The sequence below is a fragment of the Azospirillum agricola genome, from assembly GCF_017876095.1.
Taxonomy (GTDB): domain Bacteria; phylum Pseudomonadota; class Alphaproteobacteria; order Azospirillales; family Azospirillaceae; genus Azospirillum; species Azospirillum agricola.
In genome coordinates, this window is the sequence record NZ_JAGINM010000005.1 from 307685 (window position 1) to 330668 (window position 22984).

Sequence of the window (22984 nt, forward strand, 5' to 3'; positions counted from 1 at the left end):
GACGCAACGGTCCGCGCTACCTCATTGGCGCGGTGGCGGGGCGGCGGCGCGGAAAAAGGGGCGCCGCGTGGCGACGCCCCTTCCACCGAAGGCTTGCGCCCGCCGGATCACTGCACGCGGATCATGATCTGCGCGCGGCGGTTGGACGGCTCGCGCACGTTGGGGCCGGTCGAGACCATGAGCTGCTGCTCGCCCTTGCCCTCGATCGAGATCAGGTTGGCCGGCGTGCCCTTGGCGACCAGGGCGCGCCGCACCGCCTCGGCGCGGCGCAGCGAGAGCCGCTGGTTGTAGGCCGGCGAGCCCGAGGTGTCGGTGTGGCCGACGACGTGGATGCTGACCGCCCGCACCCGGCCGGCGGCCGCCGCCGCGTCGCCGATGATCTTGTCGGACACCGGGGTGATGGTCGCCTTGTCCCAGTCGAAGAACACCTGGTACTCGGTCTGCGGCTGCTGCTGGGCCATCGGGGCGGCCGGGGCCGCGGCCACCGCCGGGGTCGGCCGGGCCGGGCCGCCGAAGCTGTAGCGCAGGCCGGCGAGGATGGTGTGGTTGCGGTACTCGCCCTTCGACGTCACCGGCCCCAGGTCGAACTCGGGATCGAGCGTGGCGAAGTAGCGGTAGTCCAGCGTCACCGCCAGATTGTCGGTGAGGGCGTAGGAGGCGCCGACGATGCCCTGGTAGGCGAACACCCAGTCCTTGTCGCTCACCCCGTTCAGCTTCTGCCGCACCTGCGCCACGCCGGCGCCGAGGCCGATGTAGGGGGTGAAGGGCGTGCCGGTCTTCACGTCGTACAGCGCGTTGCCCATGAAGGCGATCGAGCTGGTCTTGCCGCTCAGCCCCCGCAGGGCCGGGGTGGCGCTTTCCGTGTCGTCGATTCCGTTGCGCCAGCGCCAGGCGAACTCCAGCTCGGCGCGCATGCCGAAATCGGTGGCGTAGCCGGCGGAGACGCTGCCGACGCCGCCGAGGTCGAAGGATTCCTTCAGACCGAAGTTGGTGGTCGGGTAGTCGCGCACATCGGCGTCGCGGGTCCAGTTCACGCCGGCGCCGGCACCGACATAGAAGCCTTCGGTCTGGGCCATGGCCGCGGTCGGCAGGGCAAGGGCGAAGGCCGCGCCCAACAGAGCTCCACGCATCTTCATTTTCTTCTTCCCATGGTTGACGGCGTTCGCGAAACGGAACACTTGAACGCTTGGACGGATGACGTAAGCGTAATCCAGCGCGGCGGCGGTCAAGCTATGCCGGCTGTCCTGCACCGGAGATAAAGACCGCACCCGCCCCCTCAATCCCCCGCCCGGCGACGACGAGGTTCCTGTCGCATATTCGCAACAGCTCGGCGTTTCGGAATTCTTCTTGAAAAACAATCGACTGGAAGCGCAGCCCCATGCCCTCTACCCCGAACGGTGACGTCACCCACCCCTTCTGCTCCGCCCCGGAACCGGGCGAAGCCCTTGCCGTGGCACCGGGGGTCCTGTGGATCCGCCTTTCCCTCCCCTTCCAGCTCGACCACATCAATCTGTGGGCGCTGGACGGCGGCGAGGCCGGCTGGACCCTGGTCGACACCGGGCTGGGCGACCGGCGCACCCGCGAAAGCTGGGAAAGGCTGCTGACGACGGTCCTGGCGGACAAGCCGGTACGGCGCGTCGTCGTCACCCATTTCCACCCCGACCACATCGGCGCGGCCGACTGGCTGGTGCGGCGCACCGGGGCGGAGTTCGCCGCCTCCCTGACCGAATGGCTGATCGCCCAGATGCTGGCGGCCGGCCCCAGCCCGGCCTTCGACGCGGCGGCCGAGCGCTTCTACCGCCGCAGCGGGCTCGACGCCGACCCGCTGGCCGCCGTGCTGGGCCGCCAGGGCGCCTACGCGCGCGGCGTGCCCGGCGTGCCGGCGGTGCTGACCCGGCTGCGGGCCGGCGACCGGCTGGCGGTGGGCTCCACCCGCTGGACGGTGATCGGCGGCGGCGGCCACACCGCCGAGCCGGTCAGCCTGCACGACGAGGCGGGCGGGCTGCTGATTTCCGGCGACCAGATCCTGCCGCGCATCAGCCCGAACATCAGCGTCTGGCCGACCGAGCCCGACGCCGACCCGCTGGCCGACTATCTCGCCAGCCTGGAGGCGTGGTCGGCGCTGCCCGCCGACACGCTGGTGCTGCCCTCGCACGGGCTGCCCTTCCGGGGCCTGCACGCGCGGGCGGCCGAACTGGCCGGCCACCATCGGGCGCGACTCGAGGAAATCCTGGAGTTCTGTGGCGCGCCGCGAACGGCGGCGGCGGTGACCCGGCGGCTGTTCGACCGCCCGCTCGACCCGCACCAGATGGTCTTCGCGATCGGCGAGGCGATCGCCCACCTGAACCACCTGATCCGGCGCGGCGATCTGGCGCGGGAGGCCGGCCCGGACGGGATCGACCTCTACCGGCGGCGCTGAGGCGAGGTCACGATTCGGTGACGATCTCGAACTGCTGGGCGTCGAGCAGGGCGGAAACCGACAGCGTCTTCAGCGTCTTGGGATCGTCCGACCGCTTCAACTGGGCGTGCTGCGTGCCCATGCCGTCCTTGCGGATGGCGATCACCTCCCAGAAACCGCCGCTGGGTCCCAGCTTGCGGTAAACCTGACCTTCGACGACCTCGCGCTTCCTGCGCATATCCACCTCTCCCCAACCGACCCCCGGGCCATCCCGGGGACCATCAAAAAAAATAGGGGGCGTCCGGCACGGGCGTGTCCGGGCCGCCGCTCCCTGGCGGCCATTGAAGCACAAAACACCCCCGGCGTGGCGAGTGTCCGTTCGGTGACAGTGTGGCCGGTCCGGCGGCGGATCATGCCGCAGCGCAGCATCGGCCGGGGCACCCCCGATGACCCGATGTCGCACCCCGTCTCAAGGCTGGAACAAAACCCGCCGACGTGGGTTCATGGAGGTTATGAAGACCGACCTCGACGTGCTTGTCTTCGCGACCCGCCTGGTGGATGAACTGGGCGAGGCCGCGGTCCGAATCAGCCGGGTTCGCCTTGTCGAACTCACGGCTGCCAACCACATCCACGCCGCCGCCTTCTGGCGCGACGTGATGCGCGTGGCCGAACGGCTGCTGAGCGAACGATGCGGCGGCCGAATGCCGGCCGCGCTGGCGGCGGCGCAGACCGGCGCCGTGCGGGTCGACCGGCCCATTCCCTGACGGAACCGTCCGTCGAAAACCCACCCGACGGAAAAAGGGTCCGGCAATCGCTTGCCGGACCCTTTCCTCTAGGCGATCGGCCGGATGGCGATCACTTGACCTCGGCGTACTGGCCGTTGCTCCACTTGTACCAGACATAGGCCGGCGAGGTGACGTCGCCCTTGGCGTCGAAGCCGATCTTGCCGATGACGGTGTCGTAGTTGCCCTTGCGCAGCACCTCGGCGACCTTGGCCGCGTCGGTCGAGTTGGCCGTCTTCACCGCGTCGGCCCAGATCTGGAGCGCGGCGTAGGTGTACAGCGTGTAGCCTTCCGGCTCGTAGCCGGCCTTGCGGAACTTTTCGACGACCGCCTTGGCGTCCGGCTTCTCGCGCGGATCCGGGCCGAAGGTCATCATGGTGTTCTCGCCGGCGGCGCCGGTGATGGCCCAGTACTCGTTCGTCACCAGCGCGTCGCCGGAGATGATGACGGCGTTCAGGCCCTGGTCCTTCATCTGACGGGCGATCAGGCCCGCCTCGGTGTGGTAGCCGCCGATGTAGATGGCCTCGACGGCCGCCTGCTTCAGCTTCGACACCAGGGCGGAATAGTCCTTCTCGCCGGCCGTGTAGGCTTCGTAGATGGTTTCCTTCTGGCCGCCGGCGTTCAGCGCCTTCTGCGTCTCGTCGGCGAGGCCCTTACCGTAGGCCGACTTGTCGTGCAGGATGGCGATGTTCTTGCCCTTGTACTTCTCCAGCAGATACTTGCCGGCGATCAGGCCCTGCTGGTCGTCGCGGCCGCAGACGCGGAAGACGTTCTTCAGGTTCTGCTCGGTCAGCTTCGGGTTGGTCGAGGCCGGGGAGATCTGGAGGATGCCCTCCTCGGCGTAGACCTGGCTGGCCGGGATCGAGGAACCCGAGCAGAAGTGACCGGCCACGAACTTCACGCCGGCCTTGGCGAGCTGGTTGGCCACGGCCACGGCCTGCTTCGGATCGCAGGCGTCGTCGCCGACCTCCAGCTTCAGCTTCTGACCCAGAACACCGCCGGCGGCGTTGATGTCCGCGACGGCCTGCTCTATGCCCTTCTTCATCTGCTCGCCGAAGGTGGCGTACTGGCCGGTGATCGGACCGGCGGTGGCCACCGCGATGTCGGCCTTGGCCGCCGTCGCGGAGAGCGCGGTCGCCGCAACGGCGGCGAGAAGGGACAGCTTGAGTTTCATGGGTATTCTTACTCCCTGTTCGAAGAGTGATCCCTGTTGAGTCGTTTTCCCCCGGCCCGTCGGAGCGTGGCGCTCGGCTTGGCGCTCCGGTCCGGGCACGGCCGCCGGGTCCCCTCCGGCGGTGTTCATTTTACCATACTCCGGCCGGGGGCCGATGCGACAGTTTCGTCGGCGCCCCCAGCCGTTCGGCCTATCCTATTCCCCCAGATCCCCGCCGGCCCGCTCTCTCCAGGCGAAGGGCCCTGCGCGCTCGTAGAGCCAGGGGTACTGGTTGACCATGCGGCGTGCGATGGCGATGCGGTGGGCGGTGAGCGTGATGGCGCCGATGACGGCCGTGTGGACCAGGAAACCCCACACCGAGAGCAGCGGCTCGCCGAACAGCCCCCAGGCCAGGAAGCGGTCGCCCAGCCCGAGCAGCAGCGAATAGGCCACCGCCGCCGACGCCGGCTTCCACCCCTCCGCCAGCGTCTGCCCGGTCAGCACCCCGAAGCCGCCGAACACCACCACCGTCAGCCCGAGGAACACCGGAAGCGACGCGCCAAGCAGGTGCTCCATCTCAGTGCCCCCCTTCCAGATAGGCCGCCCGCACCTCCGGGTCGGCCAGAAGCTGCGCCCCCGACCCGGTCATCGTGATCCTGCCGTTCACCATCACATAGCCCCGGTGCGCCAGCTTCAGCGCGTGGAACGCGTTCTGCTCCACCATGAACACCGTCATCTTCTGCTCTTCGTTGATCGCCTTGATCACCTGGAAGATCTGCTTGACGATCAGCGGCGCCAGACCCAGCGACGGCTCGTCCAGCAGCAGCAGACGCGGCTGGCTCATCAGCGCCCGGCCGATCGCCAGCATCTGCTGCTCGCCCCCCGACATCGTGCCCGCCCGCTGGTGGATGCGCTCCTTCAGCCGCGGGAACAGCGTCAGCACCCGCTCCAGCTCCGTCTCGAAGCTGCCCGGCTTCGCCACGATCGAGCCCATCTGGAGATTCTCCAGCACGCTCATCCGCGGGAAAATCCGTCTCCCTTCGGGCGACTGGGCGATGCCGCGCCGCACGATCTCGTGCGTCGGCAGGTCGGTGATGTCCTCGCCCTCGAAGATCACCCGGCCCTGGCGCGCCCGCGGGCTGCCGCACAAGGTCATCAGCAGCGTCGACTTGCCCGCCCCGTTCGCCCCGATCAGCGAGACGATCTCGCCCGACCCGATCTCCAGGTCGATGCCCTTCAGCGCCTCGATGGCCCCGTAGAAGGTGTGCACCCCCGACACTTTCAGCATGCTCATCGCCTCACGCCCCCTTCTGGACGGGGTTGGCCACCGCGTCGGGCAGGTCGGCCGCCACCTCCGGCGGCAGATCGGAATCCTCGTCCTCGCCCAGATAGGCGCGGATCACCGCCGGGTCGTTCCTCACGAAGGCCGGGTCGCCGTCGGAGATCTTCCGCCCATAATCCAGCACCACCACATGGTCGGAGATGCGCATCACCACGCTCATGTCATGCTCGATCAGCAGCACCCCCATCCGGTGCCCGCCCGGCGTCCGGGTGTCGCGGATGAAGGTCAGGATTTCCGCCAGCTCCGCCGACTCGCGCGGGTTCAGGCCCGCCGCCGGCTCGTCCAGGCACAGCAGCACCGGCTCGGTGCACATGGCGCGCGCGATCTCCAGCCGGCGCTGCGCCCCGTAGGGCAGGTTGCCCGCCTCCCAGTCGGCGAACTCGGTCAGCCGCACCCGCTCCAGCCAGTATTTCGCCAGATCCAGCGCCTCGCGCTCCGCCGCCCGGTAGCCGGGCAAGCCCAGCAGCCCGGCGATCGCGAAGCCCGAGGCGTCCATCAGCTTGTTGTGCTGGGCGACGATCAGGTTCTCCAGCACGCTCATCCCGCCGAACAGCCGGATGTTCTGGAAGGTGCGCGCCACGCCGGCCTGCTGGGCGATGCGGTAGCCGGCCATGCGCTCCAGCAGGAACTCCCGCCCGTCGGCGTGGCGCAGCGTCAGCCGCCCCACGGTCGGCGTGTAGAAGCCGGTGACGCAGTTGAACAGCGTCGTCTTGCCGGCCCCGTTCGGCCCGATCAGCGCGGTGATCTCGCCGGCCCGCGCCTCGAAGGAGACGTCGTTGTTGGCGACCAGGCCGCCGAAGCGCATGGTCAGGTGCTCGACCGTCAGCAGCGGCTTCTCGTTCGTCGTCACGGCGTTCATCGGGCGGCTCCGGCGCTCTGGGGTTTGCGGCCGCCATGCAGCAGGATGGTCGGGTCGCGGTGGGCCAGCAGGCCGCGCGGCCGCCACAGCATGATCACCACCATGCCCATGCCGAAGGCCAGCATGCGGTAGTCGGCCAGCTCGCGGAAGGCTTCCGGCAGGCCGATCACCAGCAGCGTCGCCACCACCACGCCGATCTGCGAGCCCATGCCGCCGAGCACGACGATCGCCAGGATGATCGCCGATTCGATGAAGGTGAAGCTCTCCGGGCTGATGAAGCCCTGGCGGGTGGCGAAGAAGGAGCCGGCGAAGCCGCCGAACATCGCCGCGATGGCGAAGGCCGCCAGCTTCATGTTGGTGCGGTTGATGCCGAGCGACGCGCTGGCGATCTCGTCCTCGCGCAGCGCCTCCCAGGCGCGGCCCAGCGGCAGCTTGCGGACCCTGAGCGTGAACAGGTTGACCACCAGCGCCAGCGCCAGGATCAGGTAGTACATGAAGACGATGCGGTGCAGCGAGGAGAACTCCAGCCCGAACAGCTCGTGGAAGGCGGCCATGCCCTCGGTCGGCGTGCGGGTGAAGTCGGCGATGCCGAAGAAGCTCGGGCGCGGGATGCCGGAGATGCCGTTGGGGCCGCCGGTGAACTGGTACCAGTTGACCAGGATGATGCGGATGATCTCGCCGAAGCCCAGCGTCACGATGGCGAAATAGTCGCCGCGCAGCCGCAGCACCGGGAAGCCCAGCAGCACCCCCGACAGCGCCGCCAGCATCCCCGCCAGCGGCAGGCAGACCCAGAAGCTGAGCCCGAAGTAATGCGCCAGCAGCGCGTAGCTGTAGGCGCCCACCGCGTAGAAGGCGACGTAGCCGAGGTCGAGCAGGCCGGCCAGCCCGACCACGATGTTCAGCCCCCAGCCGAGCATGATGTAGGTCAGCAGCAGGATGCCGATGTCGAGGATCTGGCGGTCGGCGATCGGCGTCAGCGGCAGGATGGCGGCGCCGATGATGGCGACCGGGGCGATGTATTTGGTGGCGTGCTGGACCTGGACGGCGACGCGGTCCATGCGGCGGTCGCGCTCGGCCTGGGACAGCTTGGAGCGCCCGGTGGTCAGCGTGATGGCGGCGCGCAGCGCGATGATGCCGCCGCCGGCGACCAGCACCAGGCGCAGCACCTGGGTCGGCATCGGCAGCACCAGCCCGACCCCGGCGCAGGCCAGCGCCAGGACCAGCACCGGCAGGGCCAGGTTCTGGCGGATCAGCCCGAGCCCGAGACGGCCGAGGAACACCAGGACGATGGAGGCGATCACCTCGTCGGGCCGCGCCTCGATGCCCAGCCCGGTCGGGCGGTCGATGGTGCGCAGGCCGACCAGCGGCAGGGTGAGCAGCAGCGCCACGAAGGCGGCGAGCCCGGCGTCGCGCAGCGTGCCCGGCCAGTCGACGGCGCGATTGGTGGGGGCGGCGGCCGAGGCGGTGTGGGACGGCATGGTCATGGGGCTCACACCTTCTCGATCTCGGGCCGGCCGAGCAGGCCGGTGGGGCGGAAGATCAGCACGAGGACGAGCAGGGTGAAGGTGGCGACGTCCTTCCACTCGGAGCCGACATAGCCCGACCAGAAGGCCTCGATCAGGCCGATGACGACGCCGCCGAGCATGGCGCCGGGCAGCGAGCCGACCCCGCCGAGCACGGCGGCGGTGAAGCTCTTCACCCCGGCCAGGAAGCCGATGTAGAAGTCGATGACGCCGTAGATCAGCAGCACCATCATGCCGGCGACGGCGGCCAGCGCGGCGCCCATGACGAAGGTCAGCGAGATGATGCGGTCGACGTTGACGCCGAGCAGGCCGGCCATCTTCTTGTCCTGCTCGCAGGCGCGCTGGGCGCGGCCGAGCGAGGTGCGGTTGATCAGGATGGTGAAGCCGACCATCAGCAGCAGGGTGAGCACGATGGTGGCGAGCCGCACGTAGCTGACCGAGACGGCGCCGTCCATCAGGGTGAGGTTGCCGGGCAGGATCGGCTGCAACGGCTTGGAGCGCGCGCCCTGGAGGATCTGCATGTAGTTCTGGAGGAAGATCGACATGCCGATGGCCGAGATCAGCGGCGCCAGCCGCGGCGAGGAGCGCAGCGGCCGGTAGGCGATGCGTTCCACCGTCCAGCCGTAGACGCTGGTGAACAGCATCGACGCCGCCAGCATCAGCAGCAGCGCCAGCGGCACCCAGGTGATCCCCAGCGCGCCGATCGCCAGGAACGTGATCAGCGCCACGAACGCACCGATCATGTAGATCTCGCCGTGCGCGAAGTTGATCATTCCGATGATGCCGTACACCATCGTGTAGCCGATCGCGATCAACCCGTAGATCGCCCCGAGCGACAACCCGTTGATCAATTGCTGTACAAAATAGTCCATGGCGTCACCCCACCTTCAGCGTGTCGCGAGGCGGGGCGCGGCGACGCGGGCACACACGGCACACCGATCACGCAACAGCAGCCCCCTGATCTGACCCGGCCCATCTATCGGATTGATGGACCAACATTTTTTGTGATGCCGGAAGGCGACCCCACCCCGTTCCGGCGGGATGGGAGCCCGGCAAGGCCGGCTGTTCCGGTAGTATCAGCCCCGTGGATTTTTGCAAGACAGATTTGTGTTGTTCGCATGTGTCCGGGATGGCCGCCTCCCGGATTCCCGGTCCGGAAACGCCGAAGGCCCCACCCGCCGGAGCGGATGGGGCCTTCCTCGTTCACGGCGCCGGAGGCGTGCGCGTCAGCGGGCGGCGACGGTCTGCTTGGCCGGGGCGGCGGCGACCTTGGGCTTCGCCGGAGCCTTGGCCGGGGCCTTCGCCTTGGCCTTGGCGGGGGCCGCCTTGGCCGGCGCGCGGCTGGGCGCCGCCTGGGCGACGGCGTAGCCGCTGTCGGGGCCGCTGACCACCTGCACGTCGCACAGCGGCTTGCTGGCGAGGTGCATCAGGCCGGCGTTCTTCTCGTCGGAGGTCAGGGTGCGCAGATCGTCGGCGTTCAGATCCTGCGCCGCCTTCGAGCGGTCGACGAAGGTCTGGCAGTATTGCGGGATGCCGATGGTCGCGGCGCGCCGGCTGATCTCGTTGGCCAGCTCGGTGCGGAAGGTGTCGAACTTCGCGGTGCCGTTGCCGCCGGTCTTCTTGTAGTGACCGATCAGCGTGGCTTCCGAGCTCGACAGCAGCGCGCGGTTCTTGACCGAGAAATCCTGGTAGGTGCCGAAGGGGTTCTTTTCCGGCACGACCGATTTGCAGGTCAGCCCGACCACCATCATCTCGGTGTGCATGCGCATGAGCTGCTCGGCCGCGTGCTCGCTGCGGCTGTAGCAGGCGCCGGGCTTGGACGCGGAGGCCTTGGCGGCGGCCGGCTTGGACGCCACTGGCTTGGCGGCGGCCGACGTCTTGGCTGGCGTCGCGGCGCCGGCCGGAGCCGACAGGGCGAGCGGCGCGGCCAGCAGCGCGCCCAGCAGGGCGGTGCTGCCGAAAACGCGGCCAAGAACGCGGCCAAGAACGCGGGACGAGGGGCGAAGGGCGGCGCGCTGGCGACTCATCATGTGCTCCGGTGGCGCGGTTCGTTTGGAATCGAGGTGGGGGGACGAATGGGCTTCCCCCGGCCGTCCGGTCTTTCTACTGGAACGCCGGAACCGGTCAACCGGATTTGGCCGGCCCGTCGCTCTTTGTCCCAGACCGATGCCGGACTGCCATAGTTCCACGGGGCCGGCCCGGCCGGCCATCTTGAGTGTCGGGCGGTTCGGGGCTATTGCTGCACCCATGACACGCATCGGCATCGATCTCGGCGGCACCAAGACCGAGGGCATCGTCCTCGACCGTCAGGGCAACACGCTCGCCCGGCGCCGGGTTCCGTCGGCCCGCGACGATTACGCCGGCACGCTCGCCACCATCGCCGGGCTGGTCGCGGCGCTCGAAAGCGAGACCGGCCGGCGATGCAGCGTCGGCATCGGGATTCCGGGGGCGATCTCCCCGGCCACCGGGCTGGTGAAGAACGCCAACTCCACCTGGATGATCGGCCGCCCGTTCGACCGCGACCTCGCCCGGGCGCTCGGCCGGCCGGTGCGGGTCGAGAACGACGCCAACTGCCTGGCGGTGTCGGAGGCGGCGGACGGCGCCGGGGCCGGCTGCGGCGTGGTCTTCGCCGCCATCCTCGGCACCGGCTGCGGCGCCGGGATCGTCGTGCATGGGCGCCCGCTGGCCGGCCGCAACGCCATCGGCGGCGAGTGGGGGCACAACCCCCTGCCCTGGCCGGCCGACGGCGAACGGCCGGGACCCGCCTGCTATTGCGGGAAGCACGGCTGTCTGGAGAGCTTCGTCTCGGGTCCGGGCGTGACCCGCGACCACGCCGCCGCGACCGGCGAGACCCTGCCCGCCGACACCATCGTCGCGCGCGCCGCCGGCGGGGACAGTGCCTGCGCCGCCACCGTCGAGCGGCTGGTCGGCCGGCTGGGACGCGGGCTGGCCGGAGTGGTCAACCTGCTCGACCCCGACGTGATCGTGCTGGGCGGCGGGCTGTCCAACGCGGAGCCGCTCTACGACCGGCTGCCGGAGGCCATCGCCCGCTGGGCCTTCACCGACCGGCTGGACACGCCGGTGCGCCGCGCCGTGCACGGCGATTCCAGCGGCGTGCGCGGGGCGGCGTGGCTGTGGGGCCCGGACGAGCCTCCGGACGCCGGCTGATGGCGGCGGCTTGACCGTCGCGTCTGGAGACGGGGCCTAGTCGCGCCGCGCCGTGCGCGGGGTCGCCGGCGGATCGGCGCTGCGCGGCGGGGCGGCGAGGATCGGCCGGCTCGGGTCGACCCTGGGCGGCGTCAGCGACTGGGTCGCCGAATAGGAGCGGGTCGTCGACTTCACGTCGGTGCCGTAGCGGGTCATGCCGGCGCGGCCCTGTCCGGGCTGCTGCTTCATCGAGCCCCAGTGCGAGGGACGCGCGCCGGGCACCGGCTGGGCCTGCTCCATGTTGCGCATGTAGGGGCCGGTCGGGACCATCTCGTCGTAGGTCCAGGGCTGGTATTCCTGCTTCTGCGCGTGGGCCGGGCCGGCGGCGAGCACCGACAGCGTCAGCAGGGCCGGGGCCAGAAAGGTTGCGGCGAGGGTGCGTTGCATCGAACGGGCGCCTTTCGTCCGTTGTGATCCCGGTTTGATCCGGGCGCCACGGCCGGAACGACGCCCAGGAGGGCGGGTCCGGCGCATGGCGGGTCGGGACGGACATTGCGCCGCAGAGGCGGTCCGGCGTCCAGGGCGGAGGCGCGTTACCCAGCCTGGGGGAGGCCGTTCGCACGCCCCGCCACGGAAGACTCAGGAGGCCGGGCGGCCGTAGAGCGTCAGGTGGACGCGCTTGCCGGTGTTGTAGTTGAAGCCCGACACCTCGGCCAGCCGGACCGGCGTCGCGGAACCGGCGGCGGCCTGGAAGGCGGCCTCCTCGCGGTCGTCGACCAGGGCCAGCGCGCAGGCCCCGCCGCCGGCGAGATGCTCGGCCGCCGCCGCGCCATGGACCAGCCTGGTCGGGGTTCCCACCAGGAAGACGAGGCTCGGCTCCGAATAGCCGGCGGAGGCGACGACGCTGTCCGGGCAGGGCCGCGTCGCGGCGACGGCGCGGGCGACCTGCCGGCTGACCCAGACGCCCTCGATGGCCGGCAGCACCGCGCCGTAGGTGCCGGCGTAGAGGATCGCCGCCGCCGCCACGCCGGCCGCCATGCCGGAGCGGTGGTGGCCTTGCAGGATCAGCCGGACGAAGACGGCGAAGATTCCGGCCACCGCCGGCACCAGCGCCAGCCCGACCGGATCGATCCGCCGGTCGACCAGATAGGGGATCAGCGCCACCGCCAGCGTCAGCGCCCCGAAGCCGAGGCAGCCCAGCGCCACCGCGACGGCGGTCAGGAGGCGGCGCGGACGCTCCTGGGTGCGGCCGAAATTCTCCAGCAGGGCCGCCGCCGCCAGCGCGGCGATGGCGGGGAAGACCGGCAGGGTGTAGTGCAGCAGCTTGGTCGGCACCGCCTCGAACACCAGCCAGCTCGGGACGATCCAGGCGACGCAGAAGCGCACGGCGTCGATCCGGCGCCGCGCCCACGCCCAGGGAACCGCCAGCAGGGCCAGGAAGGACCAGGGGGCGAAGGTGACCCAGAAGCTGCCGAGGTAGTAGCCGGGCGGCAGGCCCTTGCCCTCCTGCCCGCCGGCGACCTTGCCCATCATGTCGTGGCCGACCGATTCGGCGAAGAAGGCGCCCTTGGTCTTGATGGCGATGGCGATCAGCCAGGGCGCGGCGATGGCGGCGACGATGGCGAGGCCCGGCAGCGGCTTCAGCCGCTTCAGCCAGCCGGCCCTGCGGTCCCACAGGGCGAGCGCCAGCGCCGTGGTGCCCGACACCAGCAGGACGATCGGCCCCTTGACCAGGATGCCGACGCCGGCGGCGATCCAGAAGACCAGCGGCGCCGTCCAGGCGGCGCGGCCGGCCGGAGCCTCGCGGTCGCGCGTCAGGTAGAGATGCGCCAGCGCCGCCTGCCCGAGCACCACGGTGGCGAGCAGCACGGCGTCGGTCTTGGCCATGCGCGCCTCGACGCCGAGCACGACGCAGGACGCCATCATCAGCCCGGCCAGGAAGCCGGCGGCGCCGCCGAACAGCCGCGCCCCGGTCCAGGCGCTGGCCAGCACCGCCAGGATGGCGCCGAGGAAGGAGGGAATCCGGTAGGTCCAGATCGCCTTGGGCGTTCCGGTGAGGTCGGTCGCCAGCGCGGTCGCCGCGCTCTGAAGCCAGTAGATGCCGACCGGCTTCTTGTAGCGGGTCTCGTCCTGGAAGCGGATGTCGACGTAGTTGCCGCTGTCGAGCATCTGCGACGACGCCTGCGCGAAGCGCGCCTCGTCGCGGTCGAAGGGCGGCAGGCCCTGGAAGCCCGGCAGGAACAGCGCCGCGCTCAGCAGCGCCAGCAGCGCGTAGCCGTAGAGCGGCAGCCGGCCGGTCACGCCGCCCCGCCGGTCTGCTTGTTGTTCCAGACGAAATACATGTTGCGCATGTAGATGAGCAGGCCCAGCCCCTGCCCGAACATGTAGACGGGATCGACCCGGTAGATCGAATAGGCGAACAGCAGCGTGCCGCCGCCGATCGAGAAGTACCAGAAAAGCTCCGGCATGACGCTGCGCTTGGCGCGTTCGCTGGCGATCCACTGGACGACGAAGCGCATCATGAACAGGAACTGGGCGAAGAAGCCGAGGCCGATCCAGATCAGGTCGGTCGTGCTCTGGTCATGGAACCAGGCGATGACGTGTTCGAGCATGGGAGAGGATTCCGGGGCCGGCGTGGTTCACAGATCTTCGGTGACGGGCGACAGGTTGGTCCGCCGCTTCAGCCAATAGACGCCCAGCAGATCGACGACGCCGATCAGGCCGCGCCGCCAGTTGGTGTATTTCGACACGCCGCGCCCGCGCGGGCGGTGGTTGACCGGCACGTAGGCCACGGCGTGGCCGTGGGCGCGGAACAGCGCCGGCAGGAAGCGGTGCATGGCGCCGAAGAAGGGAAGGTCGAGGAAGGCGTCGCGGCGGAACAGCTTCAGCCCGCAGCCGCTGTCGGTGCAGCCGTCCTGGAGGAAGGACTGGCGCACGGCGTTGGCGATCCTCGAGGCCCAGCGCTTCGACAGCGTGTCCTGGCGCTTCTTCCGCAGGCCGCCGACCAGGATCGGCGAGCCGGCCTCGCCCTTCGCCACCAGGGCGAACAGGGCGGGGATGTCGGCCGGGTCGTTCTGGCCGTCGCCGTCCAGCGTCACCACCCATTCGCCACGGGCGGCCTTGACGCCGCTGCGCACGGCGGCGCTCTGGCCGGAGCGGCGGCGATGGCGCAGCACGCGCAGGCGGCCGGCCCGGACCGCCGGGGCGAGGCGCGCCTGGGTGTCGTCGTCGGACTGGTCGTCGACGAAGATGATTTCGAAGCCGCCCGGCCCGGAGGCCCCCGACGGGGCCAGCGCCCGCTCGATCTCGTCGAGCAGCGGCAGCACGTTGTCGGCCTCGTTGAAAACCGGAACCACGACCGAGAGCCGCACCGGCTGTCGGCTCTCCGGAAGATTGCTCACTGCTGCCATCCCACGCCCCGAAGGGGCCATTCATCGAACGGGCGGCAAAATACTCCCGCCGTCCTGGGAACGGTAGCGAAAAGGATGGGACGGGGCGGGGTCCTGCCCCGCTCCGTCCGCAAGTTCATCCGACGCGAAGGCGGCGGAGCGGAATCAGCCCTTCTTCTCCTCCAGCGGCAGCGGAACGTAGCGCAGGTCGCCGCCCCGGCTGACCAGCATCAGCAGGGTCTTGCGGCCCTGGCTGCGCGCCTGGTCGATGCGGGCGTCGAGATCGGCCGGGCTGTTGACCGGCTCCTGCCCGGCCTCGACGATGACGTCGCCGAGGTCGAGGCCGCGCTCCGACGCCGGGCTGTTGTCGCCGACCTCGGTCACCACCAGCCCTTCGACGTCGGCGGCGATGGAGAAGGTCTCGCGCAGGCCGGGCGTCAGCGGCGCCAGCTTCAGCCCCAGCACGGTCCTGCCCCCGTCCGGCTGGGCCGAGCGCGGCGGACCGCTCGACCCGGCGAGCGCCAGCTGCTGCGGCTCGTTGCGCAGCTCGCCGACCGTCACCGGCACCGAGTTCGGGCTGCCGCCGCGCACGATCCCCAGCGGCACCGTGCTGCCGATCGCGGCCGAGGCGACGACGCGCGGAAGCTGGCGCATCTGCTCGACCGGCTTGTCGCCGAAGCGGGTGATGACGTCGCCCTGGCGGATGCCGGCCGCCGCCGCCGGGCCGTCGGGGGCGACGCTGGTGACCAGCGCGCCGTTGGTGTCGGCCATGCCCAGGCTCTCGGCGATGTCCGGCGTCACCCGCTGGACCTGCACGCCGAGCCAGCCGCGCCGCACCTTGCCGCCGTCCTTCAACTGGTCGATGACCGGCTTGGCGATCGACGAGGGAATCGCGAAGCCGATTCCCACCGACCCGCCGGTCGGCGAATAGATGGCGGTGTTGATGCCGATGACGCCGCCGTCGGTGCTGTAGAGCGGCCCGCCGGAATTGCCCCGGTTGATCGAGGCGTCGGTCTGGAGATAGTCGTCGTAGGGGCCCTGCTGGATGTCGCGGGCGCGGGCCGACAGGATGCCGGCGGTGACCGAGCCGCCGAGCCCGAACGGGTTGCCGATGGCCACCACCCAGTCGCCGACCTGCACCGCGTCGCTGTCGCCCCAGCGGGCGGCGGTCAGCGGCTTGGAGCTTTCGACCTTCAACAGCGCGAGATCGGTCGGCGCGTCGCTGCCGACCAGCTTGGCGGCCAGCTTGGTGCCGTCGTGCAGGGTGACGGAAATCTCCGCGGCCTCGGCCACCACATGGTGGTTGGTGACGACGAGGCCCGACGGGTCGATGATGAAGCCGGAGCCGAGCGCCATCCCGTGCGGGCCCGACGGCGGGCCGCCGTCGCCACCGCCGCCGCCACCGCCGCCGCCCCGCTGCCGGTTGCGGAATTCGCGGAAGAACTCTTCCAGCGGCGAGCCGGGCGGCACGTCCGGCCGTGCCTCCGGCCCCGCCCCCGCCGGCCCCCCCTGGGTGGTCGAGATGTTGACGACGGTGTCGACCTGGCTGCGGGCGAGCGCCGCGAAGGAGGGCGGCGCGTAATTCTGGCTGGCGCCCGGAGCGGGAACCAGGGGGGATTGGGCCGGTGCCTGGACCGGAGCCGGGGCCGCGTCCTGGGCGGCGGCCGGGAACGCAACCAGCGGCACGGCCACCGCGCCGGCCAGCGCGGTGGAGAGCGCCAGCGCCGGCAGGCGCCGGAAGAGAACGGACGAATGCGGCATGGACGGTCTCCGCCTGACGGACTTCGGGGCCCGGCAGGGACCCGTTCACCCTGCCAAACACGCCAGAGCGCCGTTCGGGTCCCTCCGCCTTTTGAAATCGCCCACACGCCCCACACGCCTTCAACGAGTTTTTAAAATCCGGAACCGGATCGCGCGGATCATCACGATTACCGCGAGTGGCGGCGCCATTGCCGCGAGCGGCAGCGTGACCACAAATTCGTGATTCCTTGCAAAGTTATGCTGGTATTTTCGAGAAGAGTTTCCGATAGTCATCCGTACCGAAAACATCGCCCGCCAGCGTGAAGCCTGATGATGCCGATGCACGCGCCCGCGTGGTTCTGCGTCGGAAGCGTGCGATCCGGCCCAACATGCTGACGAATGACTCAAAATTCACTTTGGCAACCGAGCGATATAATGAACGCAGAAACCGGGAGCGAACCGGAGTCTCCCAAGAAGCGCGGGCGCATTCCGCAATCGGCGTGGCCTCAAATCCTTGAGCGCTACCACGGCGGCGCAACCCTGTCGGCGATCGCGCGCGAGTTCGAATGCACGCCGAGCGCGATCTCCTACATCATCAAGAAGGCCGAGGCCGCCGGCCAGGGTGAACTGCCGGTCGATGGCGAGCCGGCCGGCGAAGCCGCCGAGACGCCCGCTGCCGAAACGCCCGCCGCCGCTTCGGATGTTTCCGCTCCGGCCCTTTCCGCTCCGGCCGTCGCCGACGCGCCGACCGCCGCCTCGGTGACTCCCGCCTCGGTGACTCCCGCCGAAACGCCGGCCGCCCCGGCTCCAGCCGCCGCCGAGGCCCGTCCGCGTCCGGCCGCCCGCGCCGGCCGCGCCACGCTCACCCGCGCGCCGCGCACGGAAGCGGCGGCGGAGCCCCAGCCGGCCGAATCGCCCGCCCCGGCCGCGGCTTCCGCTCCGGCGCCCACGGAAACCCTGCGTCTCAACCGTCCGGAACCGGCTCCCCAGCCGGCGCCGCAGCCCGCTCCGCAGCCGGTCGCCGCACCGGCGGCGGGCGCTGCCGGCGCTCCGGCGGACACCGCGCCGCGCACGGCCGGCGGCCAGCCGACCCCGCCGGTGGACGCGGTGGAGGGACGCCTGCGCGACACCGCCAAGGCCTGCATCACGGCCTATCGCGGCTGGCGTCAGCAGCCCAACGAGGGGACCATCCAGTCCCTGTCGGACACGGTGCACGAGCTTCGCAAGGCGCTCGCCCGCATCGAGATCGACATGTCGGCCAGCCGGCGCGAGGAACAGGCGATCCGCCCGATCCCCATCCCCGCCCACCGCGCCTCGCGCCGCCCGCAGTAAAGGCGTCGCGTTCAAAGTCAAGGCGGGCGGATTTGTCGCCCGTTTCTTTAAAAGACCCCGTTCCGCTTGTGCGGTTCGGGGTCTTTTTTCTACCGGCTTTCCATTCCCGCCCGGCCACCGCCCAGCCGGCGGCTCCGTCCACGCTCAGGCCCGCGCGGCCTCGGCCTGGATGGGTTGCGGGGCCACGCGCGGAAAGCGCAGGGTGAAGGTCACGCCCTCGCCCGGCCGGCTGTCGAGCCGGATGTGGCCGCGCAGGGTCCGGGTCACCAGCGTGTAGACGATGTTCAGGCCGAGCCCGCTGCCGCCGTTGTCGCGGCAGGTCGTGAAGAAGGGCTCGAACACCTTGCCCTGCAAATCCAGCGGAATGCCCCGGCCGTCGTCGGCGTAGACCAGCGTCACCCCGTCGGCGCTTTCGGTCACCTCGATGCGCAGCGCGCCGCGCTGCCCGGCCTCGTAGCCGTGGGTGATCGAGTTCATCACCAGATTGGTCAGGATCTGGCCGAAGGCGCCGGGGTAGCTGTCCAGCGTCAGCTCCTCCGGGCAGAGCACCGTCACCGCGTGGCCGGAGCGGCGGATGCGCACGCCCAGGCTGCGCAGGACCTCCTGGATGTAATGGCTCAGCTCGAAGACCCGGCGTTCCTCGCTCGCCTGGTCGACGGCGATCTGCTTGAAGCTCTGGATCAGGCGGACGGCGCGCTCGATGTTGAGCAGCATCAGCTGCGCCGCCTCGTCGGCGGTGTCGATGTAGTCGGCGAAGTCGGCCCGCCGCATGGTGCCGGCCTCGAACAGACCGCGCAGGCCCCGCGTCTTCTCCGCCAGCAGCGAGGCGCCGGTCAGCGCGATGCCGATCGGCGTGTTCACCTCGTGCGTCACCCCGGCCACCAGCGACCCCAGCACCGCCATCTTCTCCGCCTGGATCAGATGGACCTGCGCCTCCTTCAGGTCGTAGAGCGCGCGCTCCGCCTCCTCCTTGGCGGCGCGCACCGCCTCGGCCGAGCGCACGGCCTCGGTCACGTCGGCGTGGGAACCGACGACGCGGAAGCCCCGCCCGTCGGGCTCCGGCACGGCGATGGAGCGGGTGTCGAGATAGACACGGTGCCCCTCCTTGTGCTGGTAGCGCTGGAGCAGGTGGCTTTCCGTCAGCAGCCCGTCCGCCATCTGGCCGATCACCCGCAGGGTGTCGGCCGCGTCGTCGGGGTGGATCAGCTCCTCCCAGCGCTCGCGCCGGTTGTCCATCTCCGTCTCGTCATAGCCGAGCAGGCCCCACCATTGCGGCGAGAACCAGACCTCCCCGGCCTGCGGATTCCATTGCGAGACGCCTTCGTGCGCGGCGCGGACCGCCAGCTCGAACAGCTCGCGGCTGGCGGCCAGCTCGCGCTCGGTCCGCTTGCGCCCGGTGATGTCGGTGTAGGTGGTGACGAAGCCGCCGTCGGGAAGCGCCAGCGTCACCGTTTCGATGATCACCCCGTCGGGCCGCACGCGTTCGTTGTAGAAGGGCCAGGAGGCGTTGCGGATGTGGTCGAGCCGCTGCGCCACCAGATCGGTCACCACCCCGTCGCCGTAGCCGCCGCGCTCGGCGATGTGGCGGACGACCTCCTCGTAGGGCTGCTCGTAGCGCGGAAAGGCCGGGTCGATGCACAGAAGCTCCAGCACCCGCTGGTTCCAGGCGACCAGCCGCAGGTTGCGGTCGAAGGCCATGACGCCCTGGCTGAGGCAGTCCAGGATCAGGCTGGTCCGCGCCCACGGCCCCTCCCCCCGGTCGGAGAGCGCCACCGACGCCTCCCACCCCGCCGGCCGCGCGGCCGACAGCAGCCATCCGCCGCCCTCGCCGCGTCCCAGCGACAGGTCGGCCGCCGGCCGGCCGGGCCGCCGGTGCGCCACCGTCTCCCCGGCGCGCAGGGCGGCCGCCGCCACCGGCCCGAGGAAGGCGTCGAGCGCCGCCCCCGGCTGGGCCGCGAACAGCGCGGCGAAGGCCGCGTTCGACCAGATCAACCGTCCGTCGGCGTCAAGACGGGCGAAGCCGGTTTCGGTCATGCGCGCTCGTTCCTCCTTCGCGGGGACCAGAGTCCAGAGATTGCCGGCGATTCCCGACAGAGTGGCATTTGCCGGCAGTGAACACGCATGGCGTCCCCTCCGCCCATTCTTGTCTCTCCGGGGTTGCCGGGCAAGCGGGAAGGCGTGCATCCGGCCATCGCTTTCCGCTTGAAATCGCCGACCCCCACCCTCTTATGGTCCGCTGCGCGCCCTTCGCCATCCCCCAAACCGCTGGCCGGGAAGGATTTTACCGATGTCCGACGTCGCGGCCTACGCCGGACTTTTTTTCGTCGCCCTGATCGCCGCGACAATTTTCCCCGCCCAGTCCGAACTGCTGCTGGCCAGCCTGCACGCCTCCGGACGCTACGACAGCCTGACGCTGATTCTGGTGGCGACCACCGGCAACGTCGCCGGATCGGCCGTCAACTGGGCGCTCGGCCGCTACCTGATGCATTTCCAGGACCGCCGCTGGTTTCCGGCGTCGCCGGCGCTGGTGGAGCGGGCGACCCGCTGGTACCGCCGCTTCGGCGTCTGGTCGCTGCTGCTGGCCTGGGTTCCGGTGATCGGCGATCCGCTGACGCTGGTCGCCGGAATCCTGCGCGTCGATTTCCGCCTGTTCCTGCTCCTGGTCACGCTGGGCAAGGCCGGACGCTACGTCGCGCTGATTGCGGCGCTCTGATACCATCAGCGTAACGCCCTGTTTTGACACAAGAAGACGCTTGAGCCGGAGCCCCGCGCGCAGTATCACCGGAGCCCGGAGCGCGGATTGACGCACCACCGGAAAGCCGTAACAAAATAAAGGCTTTTTAAAATTCCGTGTCCGGTTGACCGAGGTCAATGGCCATGGGACGGCGGGCGTCTATGGTCCGTTCCGCATTCAGTCCCGGAACCCAGGCCCCTCGACATGCCAGACGGAAGCATCGTTCAGCCGGAGAAGGCCCCGCTCACGCTGTTCGAAAGCCAAAAGAAAGTCCACCCGAAGGCGGTCAAGGGTGTTTACCGCCGTCTCAAGACCCTGACCTTCGCGGTCCTGCTGGCGCTGTTCTTCATCGCGCCCTGGATCCGCTGGGAGCGCGGCGGCGACGCGCCGGCCCAGGCGGTGCTGTTCGACCTGACGACGCCCCGCTTCTTCATCTTCTGGATCGAGATCTGGCCGCAGGAGATCTATTACCTGACCGGCATCCTGATCGTCGCGGCGCTCGGGCTGTTCCTGGCGACGGCGCTGGCCGGGCGCGTCTGGTGCGGCTTCGCCTGCCCGCACACGGTCTGGACCGACCTGTTCGTGTGGATCGAGCGCGTCTTCGAGGGCGACCGGGCCGAGCGCATCCGCGGCGACAAGGCGCCCTGGACCGCGCGCAAGCTGCTGCGCAAGACCGGCAAGCACGCCGGCTGGATCGCGCTCAGCCTCGTCACCGGCTTCGGCTTCGTCGCCTACTTCACCGACGCGCCGGCCCTGGCGCGCGACCTCGCGACCTTCCAGGCCTCCTACGAATCCTACAGCTTCTTCGCGCTGTTCGCCGGCATGACCTACCTGATGGCCGGCTGGACCCGCGAGCAGATGTGCATGTACATGTGCCCGTGGCCGCGCATCCAGTCCGCGATGCTGGACGAGCACAGCCTCGTCGTCACCTACCGGGCCGACCGTGGCGACAACCGCGCGCCCAAGCGCAAGTCGCAGAGCTGGGACGAGCGGCGGGCGCAGGGCTTCGGCGACTGCATCGACTGCGGCCAGTGCGTGCAGGTCTGCCCGGTCGGCATCGACGTGCGCACCGGCGAGCAGGCCGACTGCATCAACTGCGGCCTGTGCGTCGACGCCTGCGACAGCATCATGGTCGCCCAGGGCCTGCCGACCAAGCTGATCGCCTTCGATTCGCTGGCCGCGCAGGAGACGCGGGCGCAGGGCAAGACCTATTCCTGGCGCTTCTTCCGCCCGCGCAGCATCGTCTACGCCCTGCTGATGCTGGTCATCGGCGGCGCCATGGCCTGGAGCTTCGCGCTGCGTCCCCGGCTGGACATCACGGTGCTGCGCGACCGCGCCCCGCTGTTCGTCGCCCTGTCGGACGGCGGGCTGCGCAACGCCTACACCTTCAAGGTCGCCAACAAGACCCGGCAGCCGCGCTCCTACGCCCTGACCGTCAGCGGCCTGACCGGGGCCGAGGTCAAGGTGGTCGGCGAGGACGAATCGGCCGAGACCCACGGCGCGACCATCTCCGCCTCGCCGGACAGCGTCGCGACCTACCGCGTCTACGTCACCGCCCCCAAGGCGAACGTGAAGGCGGCCTCCACCCCGCTGACCTTCCACCTGACCGACACCGGCAGCAAGGACCAGGACAGCCACGCCAGCGTGTTCCTGGGTCCCGCGACCGGAAACTGACCGCCGGCGCCTGATCACCGACGACCGCCCGCCTGCAAACGGGCGTCGGACGTCGGCGCTCCGGGGAGGTCCCTCCTCCCCGAAGGCGACCGCGAAAAGGTGGGTGCCCCCCCGTTTCGGCCTACCGCCTTTTCGCCCCGCCCCGAACGAGAACCCCACGCATGGACAGTGTGCGGAGCGCGCCGCACGCCTCACCTGACTCATCGAACGAGGGATGCACATCCCGGAACGAGGTGAGGCAGCCATGCTCTTCGATTTCGAGCCCTCGGGCATCAACGACACCTACCTGCGCCTGACGCGCAACGGCCTGTCCTGCATCGTCGCCCCGGCGGGGGTGTGGAACGGGCTGCTGCGGGTCAACTACATCGTGTCCTCGGCCCCCGGCGCGGTGGAGCCGCACATGGTCTTCCGCTGCCTCGACGTCGGCTGGGACGACGGCCGCTTCTGCTGGAAGGGCAAGGCGGCGCCGGTGATGACCAGCTCCGCCATGGTCGACATCATGCAGGAGCGCGGGCTGGTCAACGAGGCCGAGGCCGAGCGGCTGCTGTTCGGCATCAACAGCCCGGCGGCCGGCGCCTCGTCGGACGAGGCGCTGATGGTGCGCGCCCTGCTGTCCGGTTGCAGCTTCACCCCGGTCTACGACGACACGCCGCTGCGCGGCGAACCGCCGGCCGTGGTCGGCTTCGCCCTGCGCACCCTGTCGGACCCCGGCGCCTACATGCTCGAGGCGCGGGCCGGCGTGCCGGTGCTCGACCCGGCGGCGCGCGACGCCCTCAAGCGGCAGACCGGCGTGCTGTTCTGACCGGCCCCCGGCCCGACCTTCGTGTTGGACCTTTGAGCGATGGAAACTGTCACAGACCACAGGCATTCTGTGGTCATCGGACATGGAGCGTCACACCCGCGATCATCCG

The 22984-nt window shown here is 70.2% G+C and carries 22 protein-coding genes; 7 read left to right on the top strand and 15 right to left on the bottom strand.

Annotation, left to right across the window (positions count from 1 at the left end; all coding sequences use genetic code 11):
• Positions 1 to 107 precede the first annotated feature (107 nt).
• Complete coding sequence (locus J2847_RS09785; RefSeq protein WP_209778803.1) at positions 108 to 1136, bottom strand: OmpA family protein; 1029 nt, start codon at positions 1134 to 1136, stop codon at positions 108 to 110.
• A 242-nt stretch (positions 1137 to 1378) separates the two neighbouring features.
• Between J2847_RS09785 and J2847_RS09790 the strand changes: the two genes are divergently transcribed.
• Positions 1379 to 2419 carry an MBL fold metallo-hydrolase gene (locus J2847_RS09790; protein ID WP_209778804.1) on the top strand — a complete coding sequence of 347 codons (1041 nt, stop codon included), beginning with the start codon at positions 1379 to 1381 and terminating at the stop codon, positions 2417 to 2419.
• A gap of 7 nt (positions 2420 to 2426) precedes the next feature.
• Here the strand turns inward: J2847_RS09790 and J2847_RS09795 are convergent, their stop codons facing one another.
• On the bottom strand, positions 2427 to 2636 hold the full coding sequence (locus tag J2847_RS09795; protein WP_085553376.1) for a hypothetical protein: 210 nt from the start codon (positions 2634 to 2636) through the stop codon (positions 2427 to 2429).
• A gap of 274 nt (positions 2637 to 2910) precedes the next feature.
• Here J2847_RS09795 and J2847_RS09800 point away from each other — a divergent pair, with 274 nt between their 5' ends.
• Complete coding sequence (locus J2847_RS09800; protein ID WP_209778805.1) at positions 2911 to 3162, top strand: hypothetical protein; 252 nt, start codon at positions 2911 to 2913, stop codon at positions 3160 to 3162.
• 91 nt (positions 3163 to 3253) lie between these two features.
• Here J2847_RS09800 and J2847_RS09805 read toward each other — a convergent pair whose 3' ends face one another.
• The 7 genes from J2847_RS09805 to J2847_RS09835 all read right to left on the bottom strand — a co-directional run bounded on the left by J2847_RS09805 (position 3254) and on the right by J2847_RS09835 (position 10087).
• Complete coding sequence (locus J2847_RS09805) at positions 3254 to 4354, bottom strand: branched-chain amino acid ABC transporter substrate-binding protein (RefSeq protein WP_209778806.1); 1101 nt, start codon at positions 4352 to 4354, stop codon at positions 3254 to 3256.
• A 195-nt stretch (positions 4355 to 4549) separates the two neighbouring features.
• On the bottom strand, positions 4550 to 4909 hold the full coding sequence (locus tag J2847_RS09810; protein WP_209778807.1) for a DUF6867 family protein: 360 nt from the start codon (positions 4907 to 4909) through the stop codon (positions 4550 to 4552).
• Between the two features lies 1 nt (position 4910).
• Positions 4911 to 5621, bottom strand: a complete 711-nt coding sequence (locus J2847_RS09815; RefSeq protein ID WP_209778895.1) for an ABC transporter ATP-binding protein — start codon at positions 5619 to 5621, stop codon at positions 4911 to 4913.
• 10 nt (positions 5622 to 5631) lie between these two features.
• Positions 5632 to 6534, bottom strand: a complete 903-nt coding sequence (locus J2847_RS09820; protein ID WP_209778808.1) for an ABC transporter ATP-binding protein — start codon at positions 6532 to 6534, stop codon at positions 5632 to 5634.
• Positions 6531 to 8018, bottom strand: a complete 1488-nt coding sequence (gene livM / locus J2847_RS09825; protein ID WP_209778809.1) for a high-affinity branched-chain amino acid ABC transporter permease LivM — start codon at positions 8016 to 8018, stop codon at positions 6531 to 6533. The genes J2847_RS09820 and livM overlap by 4 nt, the downstream gene beginning before the upstream one ends.
• 5 nt (positions 8019 to 8023) lie before the next feature.
• On the bottom strand, positions 8024 to 8929 hold the full coding sequence (locus J2847_RS09830; RefSeq protein ID WP_085552558.1) for an ABC transporter permease subunit: 906 nt from the start codon (positions 8927 to 8929) through the stop codon (positions 8024 to 8026).
• Positions 8930 to 9283: 354 nt separating this feature from the next.
• Positions 9284 to 10087: a hypothetical protein gene (locus J2847_RS09835; RefSeq protein WP_233474401.1), complete on the bottom strand. Its 804-nt coding sequence runs from the start codon at positions 10085 to 10087 to the stop codon at positions 9284 to 9286.
• A 217-nt stretch (positions 10088 to 10304) separates the two neighbouring features.
• Here J2847_RS09835 and J2847_RS09840 point away from each other — a divergent pair, with 217 nt between their 5' ends.
• Positions 10305 to 11225 (top strand): ROK family protein, encoded by a 921-nt coding sequence (locus tag J2847_RS09840; protein WP_209778810.1) that lies wholly within the window; start codon positions 10305 to 10307, stop codon positions 11223 to 11225.
• A 36-nt stretch (positions 11226 to 11261) separates the two neighbouring features.
• On the opposite strand, the gene J2847_RS09845 is transcribed toward J2847_RS09840, so the two are convergent.
• The 5 genes from J2847_RS09845 to J2847_RS09865 form a co-directional block, all read right to left on the bottom strand.
• Positions 11262 to 11651, bottom strand: a complete 390-nt coding sequence (locus tag J2847_RS09845; RefSeq protein WP_085553371.1) for a hypothetical protein — start codon at positions 11649 to 11651, stop codon at positions 11262 to 11264.
• 192 nt (positions 11652 to 11843) lie between these two features.
• A complete protein-coding gene (locus J2847_RS09850; RefSeq protein ID WP_209778811.1) occupies positions 11844 to 13505 on the bottom strand; it encodes an ArnT family glycosyltransferase in 1662 nt (553 codons plus the stop codon).
• A complete protein-coding gene (locus J2847_RS09855) occupies positions 13502 to 13816 on the bottom strand; it encodes a lipid-A-disaccharide synthase N-terminal domain-containing protein (RefSeq protein ID WP_085553369.1) in 315 nt (104 codons plus the stop codon). Before J2847_RS09855 ends, J2847_RS09850 begins: the two co-directional genes overlap by 4 nt.
• Before the next feature lie 27 nt (positions 13817 to 13843).
• On the bottom strand, positions 13844 to 14605 hold the full coding sequence (locus J2847_RS09860) for a glycosyltransferase family 2 protein (RefSeq protein ID WP_209778812.1): 762 nt from the start codon (positions 14603 to 14605) through the stop codon (positions 13844 to 13846).
• A gap of 153 nt (positions 14606 to 14758) precedes the next feature.
• Positions 14759 to 16354: a Do family serine endopeptidase gene (locus J2847_RS09865; protein ID WP_209778813.1), complete on the bottom strand. Its 1596-nt coding sequence runs from the start codon at positions 16352 to 16354 to the stop codon at positions 14759 to 14761.
• 414 nt (positions 16355 to 16768) lie between these two features.
• On the opposite strand from J2847_RS09865, the gene J2847_RS09870 reads away from it, so the two are divergent.
• The gene (locus J2847_RS09870) at positions 16769 to 17665 is read left to right on the top strand and encodes a helix-turn-helix domain-containing protein (RefSeq protein ID WP_209778814.1); all 897 of its coding nucleotides are present in this window, start codon (positions 16769 to 16771) and stop codon (positions 17663 to 17665) included.
• Between the two features lie 144 nt (positions 17666 to 17809).
• On the opposite strand, the gene J2847_RS09875 is transcribed toward J2847_RS09870, so the two are convergent.
• Complete coding sequence (locus tag J2847_RS09875; RefSeq protein WP_209778815.1) at positions 17810 to 19699, bottom strand: PAS-domain containing protein; 1890 nt, start codon at positions 19697 to 19699, stop codon at positions 17810 to 17812.
• A gap of 253 nt (positions 19700 to 19952) precedes the next feature.
• On the opposite strand from J2847_RS09875, the gene J2847_RS09880 reads away from it, so the two are divergent.
• The 3 genes from J2847_RS09880 (at position 19953) to J2847_RS09890 (ending at position 22875) form a co-directional block, all read left to right on the top strand.
• Positions 19953 to 20378 carry a YqaA family protein gene (locus tag J2847_RS09880; RefSeq protein ID WP_209778816.1) on the top strand — a complete coding sequence of 142 codons (426 nt, stop codon included), beginning with the start codon at positions 19953 to 19955 and terminating at the stop codon, positions 20376 to 20378.
• A gap of 225 nt (positions 20379 to 20603) precedes the next feature.
• Complete coding sequence (gene ccoG, locus J2847_RS09885; protein WP_209778817.1) at positions 20604 to 22073, top strand: cytochrome c oxidase accessory protein CcoG; 1470 nt, start codon at positions 20604 to 20606, stop codon at positions 22071 to 22073.
• 244 nt (positions 22074 to 22317) lie between these two features.
• Positions 22318 to 22875, top strand: a complete 558-nt coding sequence (locus J2847_RS09890) for a hypothetical protein (RefSeq protein ID WP_209778818.1) — start codon at positions 22318 to 22320, stop codon at positions 22873 to 22875.
• The last annotated feature ends 109 nt before the right edge of the window (positions 22876 to 22984 follow it).